The organism is Brevundimonas sp., assembly GCF_035626535.1.
GTDB lineage: Bacteria > Pseudomonadota > Alphaproteobacteria > Caulobacterales > Caulobacteraceae > Brevundimonas.
Map to the genome: position 1 here is coordinate 12,064 of NZ_DASPNO010000092.1, position 16,272 is coordinate 28,335.

A 16,272-nucleotide genomic window follows, 5' to 3' on the forward strand; every position below is an offset into this window, starting at 1 on the left:
GCCGCTTGTGAAGGTCAGCAGTCCGGACAATCCGGCAACGGGCCGGCTTCGAGCTGCAGGGTGGTGTGGCGGATGGAGAAGCGGGCGCGCGCCATCTGGTGCGCCTCGGCCAGCAGGGTTTCCGGATTGGCCCTGTCGTGGACGAGGTGGGCGGTCAGGGCGGTGTCGGTCGTCGACAGGCCCCAGACGTGCAGGTCATGCACGGCGCTGACGCCCGGCATGGAGAGGAAGGCGGCGCGGATCGCCTCGACATCGACGCCGCGCGGGGCCGCGTCGAGGGCCAGGTTGACCGAGTCCCTGAGCAGGCCCCAGGTGCCCCAGAGGATCACCGCGACGATGACCAGGCTGACGAGCGGGTCGATGATCGACCAGCCGGTGAACAGGATGGCGGCGCCGGCGAGGACGACGCCGATCGACACCGCCGCGTCGGCCATCATGTGCAGGTAGGCCCCACGCGCGTTCAGGTCCGAATGCTGGTCGCGCATGAACAGCAGGGCCGTGCCCAGGTTGATGACGAAGCCGACCGCCGCGACTCCCATGATCAGGCCCGACATCACCGGGGCCGGTTCCGCCAGACGGCGCACGGCCTCGAAGGCGATGGCGCCGCAGGCGAAGATCAGCAGCAGGGCGTTGGCGAGGGCGGCCAGTACGGTCGCCTTGCCATAGCCGTACGTCTTGCCTGGCCCGGCGGCCCGGCGGGCCAGCCAGGCGGCGCCGCCGGCCATGGCCAGGCCCAGCCCGTCCGAGAGATTGTGACCGGCGTCGGCCATGAGGGCGGTCGAGCCGCTGAACAGCCCGGCGCCGAACTCGACGCCGACGAAGGCGAGGTTGACGATCAGGCCGACGGCGTAGCGCCAGTCGCCGGTGTCGACGGGGCCGTGGTTATGCCCGTGAGCGTGGGCATGACCGGCGTGGCCATGGTCATGGGGATCGTGGCTGTGGCCGTGGTCATGCTGGTGGTCGGGCGCCATCCGCAGAGCTTTAGGGCTGATACAGGACGACGAGAAGGCCGACGGCGATCAGGGCCAGACCCAGCACGGCGCCCTCGTAGCGCGCCCAGCGCTCGAGCCGCAGCACGGACCAGCCGGCGCGCGCCAGCCCGGTGAACAGGGCCATGCCCAGCACCGTTCCGGCCGCGAAGACGACGGTGAGGGCCGCCAGCACGGCGACGCCGCCCTGGGCCTGGTTCAGATAGAAGGGCAGCAGCACCTCGCCGGGCGAGATCGCCATCGTCGCCACCAGGGCCCAGAAGGCGGCGGCGTGGGATACGGCCGGGCCCGACATTTCGAGAGACGGGCCGCCGGCGAGCTGCGGCCGCCGTACGACGGAGCGAACGAGATAGAAGCCGCCGAAAGCGAACAGCAGGACGGCGGACAGGTGGGGCAGCAGGCCCGCGATCCACTGGTCCAGCGCCAGCCCCGCGACCACGATCAAGCCTCCGACCATGGCCGTGACCGCCACATGCGTCAGGCCCGCGGCCACGACCGCCGCCATGACCCTCTGCAGCGTCCAGCGCTGGGCCCGGCCGACGAGCACGAAGGGCAGCCAGTGGGTGGGCAGGGCCGCGTGCAGGAAGGCGGTGGCGAAGCCAGCGCCCAGCAGGGACAGGAGTAGCGTCTGATCGGGGGCGGGCGTCATCCCCGCCCCTGTAGCGTGTTACTTTATAACAGTCGAGCAGGAATTGCGGCCACGCCGCCCGGCGTCAGAATAGCCAGCCGTCGTGGTCGTGCAGGCGGCCGATGTCATCGGTTCCACCCTCGAAACCGCCCTCGCCGTCGAGAGTCAGCATATGGGTCGGGAAGCCGGTCAGAACCTCGGGGACCCCGTCCTCAAGCCCGTCGAAAGCGCCTTCCTCATCGCCGGGCAGAATCAACGGCAGATCGGCGTCCCTGGAGAGCAGAAACTCGTCGGCCGTGACGCCCGGCAACACCTGGGCGATGTCCGCGTCCTTCGCCTTGCTCGAGTCGTCGGGCAGGCCCGGCAAGACGAGCGCTGTGTCGGCCTCCTTGCCGAAGAGGAATTGGACGTCCGTGAAGCGCTCGGTGGGCCTTGCCTCGCCGAAGGAGAGTTCGTCAGCCCATGCGCCGTACAGGAAATCACGCGCGTCCGAACCGTGAAGCATTGCGTCCAGATCGAGACCCCGCAGAATTTCGGTGATGGGCCGGACGGCCGGCGCCGCCTGGTCGAGCTGGTCCACCCCTTCTACGAGCGAGTCAGGGGCGTTCCGGGAAGCGCGGCGGTGTTCCACTGCAGTCACGTCGTCATCGAGCAGCGGGCCGACCGCCCGATCTCCCGCAGTCTGGAAGGACGACCGGATGCCCATGATAAGTCCTTCGGCGAAAAAACGTCCATCCGCTCCGGATGTACGCGACAACGCTGTTAGATCAACCTAGGGCGCCGAGGAGCGGGACGCAATCAGCGCTACCGGCGGATTTTGAGCGGCCGGAAACGCCCTGAAGGCCGGGTTTCGCGTTGACTCGGGAGGCCCGTTCCGTATATGTCGCCGCTCTTCGCCCGAGGGGGTCCCCCGTCGGGCTTATTCTTTTTGCGTTTCGCTGAGGCTTCAACATGTACGCGGTGATCAAGACCGGCGGCAAGCAGTACCGGGTTCAACCGGGCGACGTCATCGTGGTCGAGAAGCTCGACGGCGAGGCCGGCTCCAATGTGTCGTTCGGCGACGTGCTGATGCTGGGCGGCGACAAGGGCGTGACCCTGGGCGCCCCGATGATCGCCGGCGCGACCGTCGCCGCGACGCTGGTCGAAACCCGCAAGGGCGAGAAGATCAAGATCTTCAAGAAGATCCGCCGTCAGGGCTACCGCCGCACCAACGGCCACCGCCAGATGGAATCGGTCCTGCGCATCACCGGCATCGAAGGCGCCGGCGAGAAGGCCAGGTGGGACGGCGAAGTTTCGCTGACCACGAAGGCCGAGATGAACGCCCGCGCCCGCGGCCTGGCGCCCCGTACCGAAGGCTTGGGCGTCGAAGAGACCGAAGCCAAGCCGGCCAGGAAGGCCGCGGCTCCGAAGGCCGCCAAGGCCGAAGCCGCTCCGGCGACCGAAGCCGCCGCTGAAAAGCCCGCCGCCAAGAAGGCCGCGCCGAAGGCGAAGCCCGCCTCCACCGACGAAGCGTAAGAACAGTTAGAGACAAGGGAGCAGACCTATGGCTCACAAGAAATCCGGTGGTTCGTCGCGCAACGGCCGCGACTCTCATTCCAAGCGCCTCGGCGTGAAGAAGTTCGGCGGCGAGAACGTGCTGGCCGGCAACATCCTCGTGCGTCAGCGCGGCACCACCTTCCACCCGGGTGAGAACGTCGGCCTCGGCCGCGACCACACCCTGTTCGCCACCGCCACCGGCGCGGTCAAATTCACCACCAAGCGTGGCGGCCGTTGTTACGTGTCGATTCTTCCGGCCACCGAACAGGCCATGGCCGCCGAGTAGGCGCGAACGGAACATTTCCGGATCGCGCAAGGCTCAAGAGCCGCGATCCGGACCAAGGGAATCATTTCCGCGGGGAGTCTGGATCACCAGGCTCCCCGTTTTCGTTTCCCCGCCTCGAAGCCGTCCGAGCCCTCCAAGGAGGCGGCGCGAACACCGAGGCCGCCTCATGTGCGTGATCGAACCCTCCCCCGTCGTCGAAACCCGGCGCCTGGCGCTGCGCGCGCCGGGCCCGCAGGACATCAGCCGGCTGGCGACGCTCGCCAACGATCCGGACGTCGCCCGCATGACCCTGCGCATGCCGCACCCGTATTCGGCGGAGGACGCCGAGGCGTTCGTGCTGGCGGTCGCCGGACAGGATCCCGCGCGCGCCGCGACCTTCCTGATCGAGCACGAGGACCACGGTCCGGTCGGCGTCATCGGTCTGTTCGAGGACGACGATCCGGCGCCCGAGGTCGGCTACTGGATCGGGCGGCCGTTCTGGGGTCGCGGCTATGCGACCGAGGCGCTGGAGGGGGCCCTGGCCTGGGCGTCGAAGCGCTGGCGGCGGCGGGCGCTGGTCGCCGGACATTTCACCGACAATCCGGCCTCGGGACGCGTGCTGGAGAAGGCCGGCTTCCTCTACACGGGCGAGGTGCGGCGCGGCTTCAGCAAGGCGCGGGCCGGCGAGACCCGGACTCGCCGGATGGTCTGGCTGGCGTGACGTTAAGGTGCGCTAGCGCTCGCCGCGCGGCGGCTCGCTGCTTGAGCGCGGACATGTGCGATGCCGCGTCGGGTCGAAAAGGCGGAGCCTTTTGACCGCGGCCTAACCAAACAGGGTCGGGCCGAACACCGCGGCCACGGCGATGGCTCCACCGGCGACGGCGACGATCGCGCCGGCGATGAAGGCCACCCAAGTGCGCGCGGCGCGCTGGCGGCGCATGCCGCTGGTCTTGACCGATCTCAGCATGACGCCGGGCTTCGGCCCGAAGACTTCCGAGCCGGAAATGTTGTGCTGGGACATGAACGCGCTCCCTGATCCACCGCCCCTTGCGGGTCAGGACGAGCGAAGCGGGGCGGACAAGGCGAAACAATGGCGAACGCCGCTCACCCACCGTTCCGTGATCGGGTGAACAGTGTTTGGGCGCGCTATCGCTCGCAACGCGGTCGCTCGCTACTTGAGCGCGCCTGCGAACCCGGCTCAGCCGCAGAAGATCAGGCGGCCGCTCCAGGCGCGGTAATAGCCGCTGGCGGGATCGTAGGATCGGTAGGTCGCGCGGCACCAGTCGATGCGGCCCGGATCACGCCCTCCGGCGTAGCTGCCGTAGTCGTGGCCGCCGCGACCGCCGGGATAGACGATGTCCGGCCGGCCGTAGGCTCCGTGATAGGCGGTCCCCGGCTCGCGGCGGTCATAGCCGTAGCCGTAGCCATAGCCATAGCCGTAGCTGTGCCCATAGCCGCGCCACCGGGTCGAGTGTCGTCCGTCATGCCCATAGCCGTAGCCATGGTCATAGGCGTACGGCCGGCCATGGCGGCCGTCATTGCGCCCGTAGCCCGCCAGGGCGCGGTAGTCGCGCCGGGCCTGCGGACTCACCCGGCGGCGCTGATCGCGCCAGCGGGCGCCGCAGTCGGTGCGGTTGGCGTCCCAGAAGGCGTCGCAGCGGTAGTCGCCGGGCCGGTCGAGCTGGCTGCGCCAGTCAAAGGCGGACGGGGCCCGGTTGGAAGCGCCCCCATCATGGCCATAGCCGCTGTTGTGTCCCCACGACTGGGCGGCCGCCGGGGCGGCCATCAGCGCGCATCCTGCGGCGAAGACCAGGGCGGTGAGGAACGGGCGGCGCATGGTTAATCCTCCAGAGCGGCCCGATACGCGGCCTGAAAAGACAATCGGCGAAGCTACAGGGTGACGGAGATCCGCCCGCTGCGGGTGTCCACGTGCCGCATCAGGACGACGCGGTCGTCGCCGCCGGCGCTGACCGGCGCGATGATGAACCAGCCGCCGTCCGGCAGACCGGTGAAGCTGAAGCGACCGTTCTCGCAAGTTTCCGAACGGACATAGGCGCGGTAGTCGGCGCTGGGCTCCGCCACGGTCCGGGCGCGGACGATGGCCTCCGGAACGGCGGCCCGGTCGGTGGAGCCATAGAGGGTGCGGATTCGGGCGCGGGTGTAGGGAGTGTCGGGGGTCAGGCCGACGGAACCGGTGCAGGTGTAGATCTCGCCACCCCGTCGATAGTCGATCCGGCCGTCGATCGAGGCGCTGCCCGAGCGGGTCGACCAGGCGAAATCGTCGGCGCGGAACACGCCCGGCGCCGGCCCCGAACGCGGGCCCGGACCGAAGCCGCCATCCATCGGAACGGTTTCGCAGGCCGCGAGCAAACCGCCGAGAGCCAGGGCGGCGACCAGGGGAAGAACGGGCTTGCGAGGGGTCATCTGGGCGGCCATGGGCTCTCTCCGTCACGGGTGCGGGTCGAACATCCGGATGAGACGCTCAACGCTGCGGCAAGGTCAAGGTTGCGACGCCCCGGACGCTGGTCCAAAACCTCGCGGCAACCCGGCGTCAGACCGGGTATAGGGGAGCCCATGACAGTCACGTTTGACGACATTCTGGCGGCGCGGGAGCGGATCGCGGGTCAGGTCGATCGCACCCCGGTGCGCTATTCCCGCAAGCTGTCGCAACTGACCGGGGCGGAGGTCTGGATCAAGTTCGACAACCTGCACTTCACCGGCAGCTTCAAGGAGCGCGGGGCGCTGAACCGGCTGCTGCAGCTGTCGCCGGACGAGCGGAAGCGCGGCGTGGTCGCGGCCAGCGCCGGCAACCACGCCCAGGCCCTCGCCTATCATGGGGCCCGGCTGGGCGTGCCGGTCACCATCGTCATGCCGGAGGGCACCCCCTTCGTAAAGGCCGACGGCACCCGGGCGCACGGCGCGACCGTGGTGATCAAGGGCGCGGACTTCTCGGGCTCGACCGAGGAGGCGCACCGGCTTCGGGACGAGGAGGGCTTCGTCTTCGTTTCCGCCTTCGACGACGCCGGCATCGTCGCCGGTCAGGGCGTCTGCGGCCTCGAATTCATGGAGGATGCGCCCGATCTGGACGTGCTGATAGTACCGGTCGGCGGCGGCGGGCTGATCGCCGGCACGGCCATCGCCGCCAAGGGCCTCAAGCCGTCGATCCGCATCTTCGGCGTCGAGGCCGCCATGTATCCCTCGTTCACGGCCAGGCGCCGGGGCGAGACACCGAAATGCGGCGGCCAGACCATCGCCGAGGGCATCGCCATCAAGGCGGTCGGAGACATTCCTTTCGCCCTCGCCGATCCCCTGATCGAGGAGGTGCTGGTCGTCGGGGAAGCCGATTTCGAAAAGGGGGTCGCCTTCCTGGCCACCCTTGAGAAGACCGTCGCCGAAGGCGCGGGCGCGGGCGGGCTGGCCGCGCTTCTGGCCCATCCGGACAAGTTTCGGGGTCTGAAGGTCGGCATCGAACTGACCGGCGGCAATATCGACGCGCGGATGCTGGCCGTGGTCCTGAACCGCGAGCTGGTGCGCGAGAAGAAGCTGGTGGTGTATCGCATCCTCGGCGACGACCGCCCCGGCATGCTGTCGAAGATGAGCGCCGTGATTGGCGATCTCGGAGGCAACATCATCGACGTGGTGCACAACCGGCTGGCGCTGGACGTCCCCGCCAAGGGCGCCGAATTCGACATCATGGTCGAGACGCGCGGCGAGGCGCACGCCGGCGAGATCAGACAGGAACTGGAGCAGGCGGGCTATGAGCTACGGATGGGCTAGAACGGGGGCCGTACTGGCGATGGCGGCGGCGCTGGCGGGGTGCGGCCGCGAGGCGACGCCCGGAGTCGATCCGGAGGCGGCCGCGAACCTGCGCGCGGCCGAGTTCTTCCTTGAGTCCAACGCCCGGGCCGACGGCGTGCAGACCCTGCCGTCCGGAGTCCAGTACAAGGTGCTGCAGGCGGGACCGCCGGGGGGCGAACGGCCCGACGGCAACGATCTGGTGCGGGTCGACTACGAGGGTTCGCTGACCGACGGCAGGGTCTTCGACAGCTCGCTCGAGCGCGGGCAGCCGGCGGTGTTCACGGTCGAGGAGGGCATCTCGGGATCGGTCATCCCCGGCATGCGCGACGCGCTGCAGCACATGACCGTCGGCGACGAGTGGCTGGTCTATCTGCCGCCGGAGCTGGGCTACGGGGACGGGCAGGTCGGCGAGATCCCCCCGAACAGCGTGCTCATTTTCCGGCTGAAGCTGCTCGACGTGGCCCAGACCCCGGGCGGCACGACGGCGCTCGACACCGCCCACGGCTGACCCCGGTCAGTCGACCGCGGGCGGGGCCGGCATCAGGTCGCCGAACGGAGCGGCGTCCTCCAGCGCCCGCTGGAACGACGGCCGCGCCATCAGCCGTCCGTGCCAGGCCTTCAGCCGCGGCCGGTCGCCGAACGGGACCAGGCGCCGGGCGTAGGTCAGGATCGGGGCGGCGCAACAGTCGGCGAGAGTGAAGCTCTCGCCCGCGCCCCAGGTCCGACCGTCTCCGAGGCGGTCCTCCAGCCAGTCCCAGGCTTGCGCCAGCACCTGGGCGTCCTGTTCCGATCCGAACGGATCCCGGCTGCCCTCGGGGCGAAACTTCTCGAGCACGATGCGATTCATCGGGCCGCCGGCGTAGTGGTCGATGACGCGGTCGACGGCGCGTGCTTCCAACGCCGCCGCCGGATCGCGAGGGATCAGCCGCCCGCCGCCCGCACGCAGATCCATCCATTCGATGACGATCGAGCTTTCATGGAAGGCGCGGCCTTCCGCGTCGACAAGGGCCGGCATCTTGCCGAAGGGCGAGATCTTGCGGAACTCGGCCATCAGGGCGTCGTCGGTGTGATCCACCACGCGCAGCTCGAAGGGCAGGCCCAGCTCATAGGCGGCGGTCGCCGCCTTCTGTCCGTAGCCGGAGTAGGGATGATACCAGAGGGTGAAGCTCATCATGCGCCTTTCCGGACGATCGTCAGATGGGTGGCCCGCTCGCCCGGCGTGCTTTCCGCAAGACCATAGCCGAGGGCCGGCAGGTCCAGTCCCTGCCAGAACGGCTCGCCCGCGCCGAGCAGGACCGGCGAGACGGCGATATGCAGTTCGTCGATAGACCCGGCGCGCAGGTACTGCCGGATCGTCTCCGCCCCTCCGCCGATGCGCACGTCCAGGTCGCCGGCCGCGGCGCGCGCCCGTTCCAGCGCCACCTCCACGCCTTCGGTGACGAAGTGGAAGACCGTGCCGCCCTTCATCTCCAGCGGCTCGCGCGGATGATGCGTCAGGACGAACACGGGGCAGCGGTAGGGCGGCTCCTCGCCCCACCACCCCTTCCAGCCGTCGTCCGGCCAGGGCCCGCGGGAATGGGCGAACATGTTGCGGCCGAGGATACAGGCGCCGATACCGTCCATGCCGCGTCTGGCGAACGCCTCGTCCACCCCGGTCGCGCCGTGACCCTTCCCGTACATCTTCTGAAAGGTATCGGTCGGGAAGAACCATTCGTGCAGGTCCTCGCCGCCGACGCCCAGCGGATTCTGCAGGCTCTGATCCGGACCGGCGCCGAAGCCGTCGACGGAAATGGCATAGGACGAAACGCGAATCTTGCCGGTCACGGGTGGGCCTCCAGCTCGCGGGCGAGGTTGTCGAACATCTCGGCGCAGCCCTCCTCGCGCAGCGGGATGTGAGCCGCGCCGTCGTCGCCGAAATATGCGCCCTGTTCGGTGTAGATCAGGCGCGTGCCGGCTCTGTCGGCGATCAGTTCGATGGTCGCCAGCGACGCCGAGTCCCGACGCCTTTCGTCCCCGAGTTCGCGGCCCATGACGTAGCTGAGGATGATCCGGGCGTTCTCCACGATGTCGAGGAACAGGGTGTCGTTGAACCCGACGACGCTCTCCTCGCCGCCGAAACGGTAGCGGCCGCCGCCCCGGCCGCCGACACGAAAGTCATGGGTCCATTCGTAGATGGTCGCGCCCGGAGCTTCGACAAACCAGCGGCGGAAGGCGACGGGGTCGGAATATGCGCGAAACACGCGTTCCGGCGAGGCGTCGTAGCGGCGCTCGATGGTGAACATGCCGTGGGCGAGTTGCGCGGTCATTCGCGGGGCTCCGTTTCGGGTCTGGTCGCGTCGAGGAAGGCGCCGAGCCGGTCGAGGCTTGCCTCGACCGAGCGGCGGCGTTCGTTGATCCAGCGTTCGGCGGCGCCCAGCGCCCTGGGCTCCACGCGGCAGGTGCGGACGCGGCCGACCTTCTCAGTGGCCACCAGACCGGAGGCCTCGAGGATCTTCAGGTGCTGGACCACGGCCGACATCGACATCGGCAGCGGTTCGGCCAGTTCGCTGACCGTGGCCGGGCCTGCGGACAGGCGCTCGACCATGCGCCGTCGGGTGGGGTCGGACAGGGCCTGGAAGGCGAGATCGAGCGGCTGCTGATGCTGAAGCATTCACTTAAGTATCACGAGGCGAACGCCGTCGGCAAGCCCCGCGCAACGCCTCGTTAATCGGCGCAGCGCACGCTCCCCGGCATCCACCTTCGGAGCGACGCGATGTCGACCATCCAGACCTCCTCCTACCGTCGCCAGCGGGACCATTTCGAGCCGCAGGACACTGATCCGCAGGAGCAGCGGCGGCTGCGCGGCCTGCTCGAGCAGATCGACTATTCCGCCTTCGTGGCCAATCGCGAGGTGATCGCCGCCGCCCTGCCCGGCCTCGACGCCGCCGTGTTCCAGCGGCTGGCGGTGCAGACCGCGTCGGCGCGCGCCAAATGGGTCGGCGAGGCGCTGCGCCAGAGCGAATCCGGCGCGCCCTCGACGCCCGACCAGATCGCGCGGCTGACCTCGGCCCGCACGGCCTATGAGGAACTGGCCGAGGCCTACGAAGGTCTGCGCCGCATGGTCGAGCGCGGCTATCTGGTGGTCAGGACGGCCTAGTCCGCCGTTTCCAGGGGCTGAGGCCGGGTCGCGATCGGCGCGTCCGGATCCGCGGGCGGCCGTTCGGCGGTGGTCGGAGGCGGCCCCGCCGGTTCGGCCGGAATGATCTCGATCCGTGGTTCGACGGGCGCGGCCGCGGCGGGCGGCGGCCCGGAAACGACGACCGCGGGCGGAGCCGCGGGCTGGCCGGCGGCGGGCCGTTCGGGCGCGGCCGGCGCGGGGCGAACCGGGGTCGAGGTCACAACCGGCGTACGGGCCGCGGCTGTGGTCGCCGGAGCTTCGGAAACGGGCGCGGCGTCGATCGGCGGAGCGGCTTCGACCAGACCTGTAGGCGGCGCGGGGGCGGGCGCCTCGGCCAGCAGTGCGGCGGCGGGAGCGCTCTCCGGCGAAGACGCGGGCGAGCGGGTCAGCATCCATCCGCCGACGGCGACCGCGCCGACTGCCGCCGCGGCGGCGGCGGCGTAGAGCGGCGTGCGACGGCCGGGACGGCGGGCCGTGGCGGAAGCCAATGCGGGGCTGACCGTCGCCACCGATTCGACGGGCTTCAGGTCGGGCGTCCGCGACGGAGCGGGTTCCCGGCGGGGCCCGGCGGGCGGCTCGACCGGCGGTAGCGGCCGCACCGTGAGGTCGGCGCCGGCGGCGGCGGGGGCCGGCCGCGCCGGCGCCTCGAACGTCGCCCGTTCAGGCGCCGGGGCCGGAGCCGGCGCGGGCCGGGGCGCCGACGCGGCCTGCGGAATCATCGAGCCGCTCAGAATGTCAGCGCGGGCCGACGGGGCCGGAGCCGGTTTCGGCGGCTGGGGCAGCGGCGGCAGGCGCTCGCCTTTCGGCAGGGGTCCGGCGCGGAACACGGTCGCGGGTGCGCGGCCCCAGGTCACCGGGCGGCGAGCGAAGGGGGCGGACGAACCGTTGAGGGGCTGGTGGTCGTCGGTGGACATGAACTCTCCCGCGCCGATCGGGCGCGCTTCAGAAACGCGAAGTCCGGACAAGGGTGCGCACCGATCTGGCCCGTTTCGTGACGGCGACCGGCCTAGTTCTTCAACCGGTAGCCGGTCCGAAAGATCCAGCCGACGATGACCAGGCAGATCAGCAGGAACCCCAGCGTCGCCCCGAGGCTGACCCCGATGCCGACGTCGCCGCTGCCGTAGAAGGTCCAGCGGAAGCCGGAGATCAGATAGACCACGGGGTTGAACAGCGTCGCCGTCCGCCAGGCTTCCGGCAGCATGTCGATCGAGTAGAACGAGCCGCCGAGGAAGGTCAGCGGCGTGACCACCAGCATCGGGATCATCTGCAACTGCTCGAAGCCGTTGGCCCAGACGCCGATGATGAAGCCGAACAGGCTGAAGGTGGTCGAGATCAGGATCAGGAAGGCCAGCATCTCGACCGGGTGAAGGATCTGCAGCGGCACGAAGAAGGCGGCCGTGGCGAGGATGATCAGCCCCAGCACCGCCGACTTGGTCGCGGCGGCCCCGACGTAGGCGATGACGATCTCCAACGGCGACACCGGCGCCGAGAGAAGCTCGTAGATGGTGCCGGTGAATTTCGGGAAGTAGATGCCGAAGCTGGCGTTGAAGATCGACTGGGTGAACAGGCTCAGCATGATCAGGCCCGGCACGATGAAGGCGCCGTAGGGCACGCCGTCGATCTCGGTCATGCGGCTGCCGATGGCCGAACCGAAGACCACGAAATACAGGGCGGTGGTGATCACCGGCGTGACCAGCGACTGCCAGATGGTGCGGAGGGCGCGGGCCATCTCGAAGCGGTAGATGGCCCAGACGCCATGGCCGTTGAAGGTCATGCTCATGCGGCGGCTCCCGTATCGCGATGAACCAGGCTGACGAAGATGTCCTCGAGCGAACTCTGGCTGGTGTTCAGATCCTTGAAGGCGATGCCCAGGTCGCTGAGCCTGCGCAGAAGCGAGGGCACGCCGGTCTTCTCAAGGTTGGAATCGAAGACGTATTCCAGCTCATGGCCGTCGTCGTTCAGGGTGACGTTCCATTCCGCCAGCTCCGGCGGCACGGCCGCGAGCGGGTCCTGCAGGTTCAGGGTCAGGGTCTTCTTGCCCAGTTTCTTCATCAGGGCGGTCTTCTCCTCGACGAGGATCAGCTCGCCCTTCAGGATCACCCCGACCCGGTCGGCCATCTCCTCGGCCTCCTCGATGTAGTGGGTGGTCAGGATGATGGTGACGCCCTGCTCGCGCAGGCGGCGGACCAGATTCCACATGTCGCGGCGCAGCTCGACGTCGACGCCGGCGGTGGGTTCGTCGAGGAACAGGATGTCAGGCTCGTGGCTCAGCGCCTTGGCGATCAGCACCCGGCGCTTCATGCCGCCGGACAGGGTCATGATCTTGTCGTTGCGCTTCTCCCACAGCGACAGCTCACGCAGCACGCTCTCGATATAGGCGGGATTGGGCGCCTTGCCGAACAGGCCACGGCTGAAGGTCACCGTCGCCAGCACCGACTCGAAGGCGTCGGTGGTCAGCTCCTGCGGCACAAGGCCGATCTTGCTGCGCGCGGCGCGGTAGTCGGACAGGATGTCATGGCCGTCGACGGTGATCTTGCCCGTCGTGGGCGTGACGATGCCGCACACCACCGAGATCAGCGTCGTCTTGCCGGCGCCGTTCGGTCCCAGCAGGGCGAAGATCTCACCCTTCCGGATGGTCAGGTCGATGGGTTTGAGGGCCTGAAGCCCGGACTTGTAGGTCTTGGTCAGACCTTCGATGGAGATCACCGGCTGCATGCACGCCCTCCCTGAGCGGGCAGCAGATATGCGTCCGCCCGCCGCACCTCAAGACCGGAGGGCGAATAGCGGAGCCATATTCCGCCGGGGGAGTTGAGGTCGCCGTGCCGAACCCCCTCGCCCTCCTCCGCTCCCGTCTCGCGCGCCTCGGCGAAACGGGGCGCCGCAGGTCGCCTTTGCTGCGCCTGGTTCCGCCCTTGCGCGATCTGATCGAGCTGGCGGCGAGGGTGGGCTATGGGGCCCGAGGCTTCGTCTATCTGTCCGTCGGCGTGCTGATCCTGCTGGCGTCGGTCGATCTGATCGGCGGCGCCGTAGGCACGAAGGGAGCGCTCGACTGGCTGGCGCAGAGGCCGCTCGGCCGGGTGTGGGCCCTGTTGATCGGCCTCGGACTGGCGGCGTTCGTGATGTGGCGCCTGCTGCAGGCCGTGTTCGACGCCGACCATGAGGGCCTCTCGTTGAACGGGATGGGCCGACGCCTGAGCCAGCTGTTCAGCGGCCTGAGCTACGCCGCCCTCGCCGTCGCCGCCTTCGGCCTGATGGCCGGCGCGCCCGCCGATCCGGCGGGGGACGGGGTGGCCCAGAGCCAGGCCCGGGCCGCCGCCGTGCTGGCCCTGCCGCTCGGCCAGTGGCTGCTGGTCGCCGCCGGGCTGGCGATCTTCGGCGTCGGTGTGAGCAACATCGTCAAAGCCTGCCGCGAGGACTTCACCGAATACCTCGCCTGTTCGAAGCGGCTGTGCCGGCGGGTCGCCCCGCTCGCGCGGGCGGGACATGTCGCGCGCGGCCTGGCCTATCTGCCCCTGGCCGGTCTGGTGGTGCTGGCCGGCCTCGACGAACGCGCTTCGGAGGTGACCAGTTTCGGCTCGGCGCTGGAGGCGGTCGAGCGACAGCCGGCCGGTCCGTGGATCCTCGCGGCGGCCGCTCTGGGCTTCGTCGCCTTCGGCGCCTTCTCCTTCATCGAGGCGCGGTTCCGCCGGATCCGTCCGCCGCGAGAGCTCAAGTCCCCGCTCTGAACCGCCGTCCGCTCCGGTGGCGCGGGCGGCGGCGGAGGCGCGGGATGATCCATCCGGCCGTTTCCCGCGTTTGACGCCCATCCACTCCCGGAGGCCAACATGGCCCGCCTCAAGTCGCTGATCGCATCCGCACTCTTCCTCGCCGTGGCGGGATGCGGCGGTGGTGAGGCGCTCGACCCGATGGCGGGCTTCGGGCCCAACCCCGTCCTGCCCGCGCCGCAGCGGTCGCTGTTCCCGGTGGTCAACGTCGCCGAGGCTGTCGGCTGGCCGGAAGGGCGCACGCCGACGCCGGCGCCCGGCTTTCGCGTACAGGCCTTTGCGTCGGGGCTGGATCATCCGCGCTGGCTGTACCGGCTGCCCAACGGCGACATCCTGGTGGCCGAAACCAACGCCCCGCCCAAGCCGGAGGGCAAGAAGGGCGGATTGCGGGGCTTCTTCCAGAGCCTGTTCATGAAGAAGGCCGGGGCGCAGGTCCCGAGCGCGAACCGGATCACCCTGCTGCGCGACGCCGACGGCGACGGCGTGGCCGAGACGAAGACCGCCTTTCTGCAGAACCTGATGTCGCCCTTCGGCATGGTTCTGGTCGGGGAGACCCTCTATGTCGCCAACGCCGACGCGGTCGTCGCCTTCCCTTATCAGACCGGCCAGACGGCGATCACCGCGGCGCCGCGCCGGATCGCCAACCTGCCCGCCGGCCGAAACCACCACTGGACCAAAAGCCTGGTGGCCAGCCGGGACGGCTCGCGGCTCTACGTCGGCGTCGGCTCCAATTCGAACATCGGCGAGAACGGCATGGAGGAGGAGGTCGACCGCGCCGCCATCCTAGAGATCGATCCGGCGACCGGGGCCCGCCGGATCTACGCCTCCGGCCTGCGCAACCCCGTCGGCCTCGCCTGGCAGCCGGACAGCGGCCGGCTCTGGGTCGCGGTCAACGAGCGAGACGAACTGGGCCACGACCTGGTGCCCGACTATATGACCTCGGTGAGGCCCGGCGGCTTCTACGGCTGGCCATGGAGCTACTACGGCCCGATCGTCGACGAGCGGGTCGAGCCGCGCCATCCGGGCATGGTGGCCCGGACGCTGAAGCCGGACTATGCGCTCGGGGCGCATACCGCCTCGCTGGGCCTGACATTCGGCGAGGGCGGCCTGTTCCCCGCCCGCTATCGCGGCGGCGCCTTCGTCGGCCAGCACGGCTCGTGGAACCGCCGGCCGCGCAACGGCTACCGGGTCATCTTCGTGCCGTTCGCCGATGGCGCCCCGAACGGCGGGCCGGAAGACATCCTGACCGGCTTCATTAACGAACAGGATCAGGCGATGGGGCGGCCGGTGGGTGTCCAGTTCGATGCGCGTGGCGCGCTGCTGGTCGCCGACGACGTCGGCAACGTCATCTGGCGGGTGTCGCCCGTCGCGCCTGCTCCGACCGGCGTCTGACATGAAAAAGCCCCGGCGGATCGCTCCGCCGGGGCTTCTTCCTGCGCGGTTCGCCATCAGTCCGCGGGCTGGATCACGATGACGGGCGTCTGGACGGGCGCCGGGGTCGTCGTCGTAGACGGGGCCGTGTTCAGGGTCGCCGTATAGGGCTGCGGGCCGGTCGGGGCGACTTCGACGCGCGGGGTGGGCGCCGCCGGAGCCGGGGTGGCCCGGACCGGAGCCGCGGCGCGGCGCGCAGGGGCCGGCGCGGCCCGGCGGACCACAGGGGCGGGGGCGGGAGTCGCCTCGACCACGGGAGCGGTCTCGACCGACGCGGTCTCCGTCAGCACGGGCTGGGCCGGGAGCACGGGCGCAGTGGCGGCCGGTTCGGCCGGCGGCGCGGGCGCGGCCTCGTCGCCGCCGCCCATCATCAGGGCCGCCGCGGCGGCGCCGCCGAGGACCAGCGCGCCGACGGGAGCGAGGATCATCCAGGTCTTCACGCCGCCCTTGCGGCCCCGGGCGGTGCGGCGGGTGCGGGCGTAGACCGGGACGAACGGCTCCTCGCGCGGAGCCTCAAACTGCTCGCCCTGCGGCATCGGTCGGTCATGGGGATAGGTTACAGACATCTGTGTTCCTCCAATTCGGTGATGTCGGAACCGACTTGCGAGATCACGGTTCCGCTCGAACGGCCACGCCTTGAAGAAACACTGTTGCGAACACAGTTTGGCCTGTTCCCGTTCAGTTTTGTGGCGCGTACTTACTGT

22 protein-coding genes are annotated in these 16,272 nt (G+C 69.7%); 8 read left to right on the forward strand and 14 right to left on the reverse strand.

Going from position 1 to position 16,272, the window contains the following annotated elements; genetic code table 11:
• Positions 1-14: 14 nt before the first annotated feature.
• The 3 genes from VEC04_RS13905 to VEC04_RS13915 form a co-directional block, all read right to left on the reverse strand.
• Positions 15-971 (reverse strand): cation diffusion facilitator family transporter, encoded by a 957-nt coding sequence (locus tag VEC04_RS13905; RefSeq protein WP_324777589.1) that lies wholly within the window; start codon positions 969-971, stop codon positions 15-17.
• Positions 972-981: 10 nt separating this feature from the next.
• A complete protein-coding gene (locus VEC04_RS13910; protein WP_324777590.1) occupies positions 982-1,638 on the reverse strand; it encodes a hypothetical protein in 657 nt (218 codons plus the stop codon).
• A 64-nt stretch (positions 1,639-1,702) separates the two neighbouring features.
• Entirely contained in the window at positions 1,703-2,323 is a 621-nt protein-coding gene (locus VEC04_RS13915) for a hypothetical protein (protein WP_324777591.1), read from the reverse strand.
• Between the two features lie 245 nt (positions 2,324-2,568).
• Here VEC04_RS13915 and rplU point away from each other — a divergent pair, with 245 nt between their 5' ends.
• The 3 genes from rplU to VEC04_RS13930 all read left to right on the forward strand — a co-directional run bounded on the left by rplU (position 2,569) and on the right by VEC04_RS13930 (position 4,139).
• On the forward strand, positions 2,569-3,132 hold the full coding sequence (gene rplU / locus VEC04_RS13920; protein WP_324777592.1) for a 50S ribosomal protein L21: 564 nt from the start codon (positions 2,569-2,571) through the stop codon (positions 3,130-3,132).
• 28 nt (positions 3,133-3,160) lie between these two features.
• Entirely contained in the window at positions 3,161-3,439 is a 279-nt protein-coding gene (rpmA, locus tag VEC04_RS13925) for a 50S ribosomal protein L27 (protein ID WP_324777593.1), read from the forward strand.
• A gap of 166 nt (positions 3,440-3,605) precedes the next feature.
• The gene (locus VEC04_RS13930; protein ID WP_324777594.1) at positions 3,606-4,139 is read left to right on the forward strand and encodes a GNAT family N-acetyltransferase; all 534 of its coding nucleotides are present in this window, start codon (positions 3,606-3,608) and stop codon (positions 4,137-4,139) included.
• Positions 4,140-4,241: 102 nt separating this feature from the next.
• Here VEC04_RS13930 and VEC04_RS13935 read toward each other — a convergent pair whose 3' ends face one another.
• The 3 genes from VEC04_RS13935 to VEC04_RS13945 all read right to left on the reverse strand — a co-directional run bounded on the left by VEC04_RS13935 (position 4,242) and on the right by VEC04_RS13945 (position 5,854).
• Positions 4,242-4,439: a hypothetical protein gene (locus VEC04_RS13935; protein ID WP_324777595.1), complete on the reverse strand. Its 198-nt coding sequence runs from the start codon at positions 4,437-4,439 to the stop codon at positions 4,242-4,244.
• 177 nt (positions 4,440-4,616) lie between these two features.
• Positions 4,617-5,255, reverse strand: coding sequence for a BA14K family protein (locus VEC04_RS13940; RefSeq protein ID WP_324777596.1), 639 nt, complete (start codon positions 5,253-5,255; stop codon positions 4,617-4,619).
• Between the two features lie 53 nt (positions 5,256-5,308).
• Positions 5,309-5,854: a hypothetical protein gene (locus tag VEC04_RS13945; RefSeq protein ID WP_324777597.1), complete on the reverse strand. Its 546-nt coding sequence runs from the start codon at positions 5,852-5,854 to the stop codon at positions 5,309-5,311.
• A gap of 138 nt (positions 5,855-5,992) precedes the next feature.
• Here VEC04_RS13945 and VEC04_RS13950 point away from each other — a divergent pair, with 138 nt between their 5' ends.
• Complete coding sequence (locus tag VEC04_RS13950; RefSeq protein WP_324777598.1) at positions 5,993-7,195, forward strand: threonine ammonia-lyase; 1,203 nt, start codon at positions 5,993-5,995, stop codon at positions 7,193-7,195.
• Complete coding sequence (locus VEC04_RS13955; RefSeq protein ID WP_324777599.1) at positions 7,176-7,724, forward strand: FKBP-type peptidyl-prolyl cis-trans isomerase; 549 nt, start codon at positions 7,176-7,178, stop codon at positions 7,722-7,724. The genes VEC04_RS13950 and VEC04_RS13955 overlap by 20 nt, the downstream gene beginning before the upstream one ends.
• 6 nt (positions 7,725-7,730) lie before the next feature.
• Here the strand turns inward: VEC04_RS13955 and VEC04_RS13960 are convergent, their stop codons facing one another.
• Genes VEC04_RS13960 through VEC04_RS13975 form a run of 4 tightly spaced genes read right to left on the reverse strand, consistent with a single transcriptional unit; the run spans position 7,731 to position 9,866 of the window.
• Positions 7,731-8,387 (reverse strand): glutathione S-transferase family protein, encoded by a 657-nt coding sequence (locus tag VEC04_RS13960; RefSeq protein ID WP_324777600.1) that lies wholly within the window; start codon positions 8,385-8,387, stop codon positions 7,731-7,733.
• Positions 8,387-9,040, reverse strand: coding sequence for a dihydrofolate reductase family protein (locus VEC04_RS13965; protein ID WP_324777601.1), 654 nt, complete (start codon positions 9,038-9,040; stop codon positions 8,387-8,389). The genes VEC04_RS13960 and VEC04_RS13965 overlap by 1 nt, the downstream gene beginning before the upstream one ends.
• Positions 9,037-9,522 carry an SRPBCC domain-containing protein gene (locus VEC04_RS13970; protein WP_324777602.1) on the reverse strand — a complete coding sequence of 162 codons (486 nt, stop codon included), beginning with the start codon at positions 9,520-9,522 and terminating at the stop codon, positions 9,037-9,039. The genes VEC04_RS13965 and VEC04_RS13970 overlap by 4 nt, the downstream gene beginning before the upstream one ends.
• Complete coding sequence (locus VEC04_RS13975) at positions 9,519-9,866, reverse strand: metalloregulator ArsR/SmtB family transcription factor (protein ID WP_324777603.1); 348 nt, start codon at positions 9,864-9,866, stop codon at positions 9,519-9,521. The genes VEC04_RS13970 and VEC04_RS13975 overlap by 4 nt, the downstream gene beginning before the upstream one ends.
• A gap of 102 nt (positions 9,867-9,968) precedes the next feature.
• Between VEC04_RS13975 and VEC04_RS13980 the strand changes: the two genes are divergently transcribed.
• A complete protein-coding gene (locus VEC04_RS13980; protein WP_324777604.1) occupies positions 9,969-10,352 on the forward strand; it encodes a hypothetical protein in 384 nt (127 codons plus the stop codon).
• On the opposite strand, the gene VEC04_RS13985 is transcribed toward VEC04_RS13980, so the two are convergent.
• The 3 genes from VEC04_RS13985 to VEC04_RS13995 form a co-directional block, all read right to left on the reverse strand.
• Positions 10,349-11,287: a hypothetical protein gene (locus VEC04_RS13985; RefSeq protein ID WP_324777605.1), complete on the reverse strand. Its 939-nt coding sequence runs from the start codon at positions 11,285-11,287 to the stop codon at positions 10,349-10,351. The genes VEC04_RS13980 and VEC04_RS13985 overlap by 4 nt on opposite strands.
• Positions 11,288-11,379: 92 nt before the next feature.
• Positions 11,380-12,147, reverse strand: a complete 768-nt coding sequence (locus VEC04_RS13990; RefSeq protein WP_324777626.1) for an ABC transporter permease — start codon at positions 12,145-12,147, stop codon at positions 11,380-11,382.
• A 2-nt stretch (positions 12,148-12,149) separates the two neighbouring features.
• Positions 12,150-13,088, reverse strand: coding sequence for an ABC transporter ATP-binding protein (locus VEC04_RS13995; RefSeq protein ID WP_324777606.1), 939 nt, complete (start codon positions 13,086-13,088; stop codon positions 12,150-12,152).
• Between the two features lie 197 nt (positions 13,089-13,285).
• On the opposite strand from VEC04_RS13995, the gene VEC04_RS14000 reads away from it, so the two are divergent.
• A complete protein-coding gene (locus VEC04_RS14000) occupies positions 13,286-14,098 on the forward strand; it encodes a DUF1206 domain-containing protein (protein ID WP_324777607.1) in 813 nt (270 codons plus the stop codon).
• Between the two features lie 99 nt (positions 14,099-14,197).
• The gene (locus tag VEC04_RS14005) at positions 14,198-15,529 is read left to right on the forward strand and encodes a sorbosone dehydrogenase family protein (RefSeq protein ID WP_324777608.1); all 1,332 of its coding nucleotides are present in this window, start codon (positions 14,198-14,200) and stop codon (positions 15,527-15,529) included.
• Between the two features lie 56 nt (positions 15,530-15,585).
• Here VEC04_RS14005 and VEC04_RS14010 read toward each other — a convergent pair whose 3' ends face one another.
• On the reverse strand, positions 15,586-16,134 hold the full coding sequence (locus VEC04_RS14010; RefSeq protein WP_324777609.1) for a hypothetical protein: 549 nt from the start codon (positions 16,132-16,134) through the stop codon (positions 15,586-15,588).
• Positions 16,135-16,272: the final 138 nt, after the last annotated feature.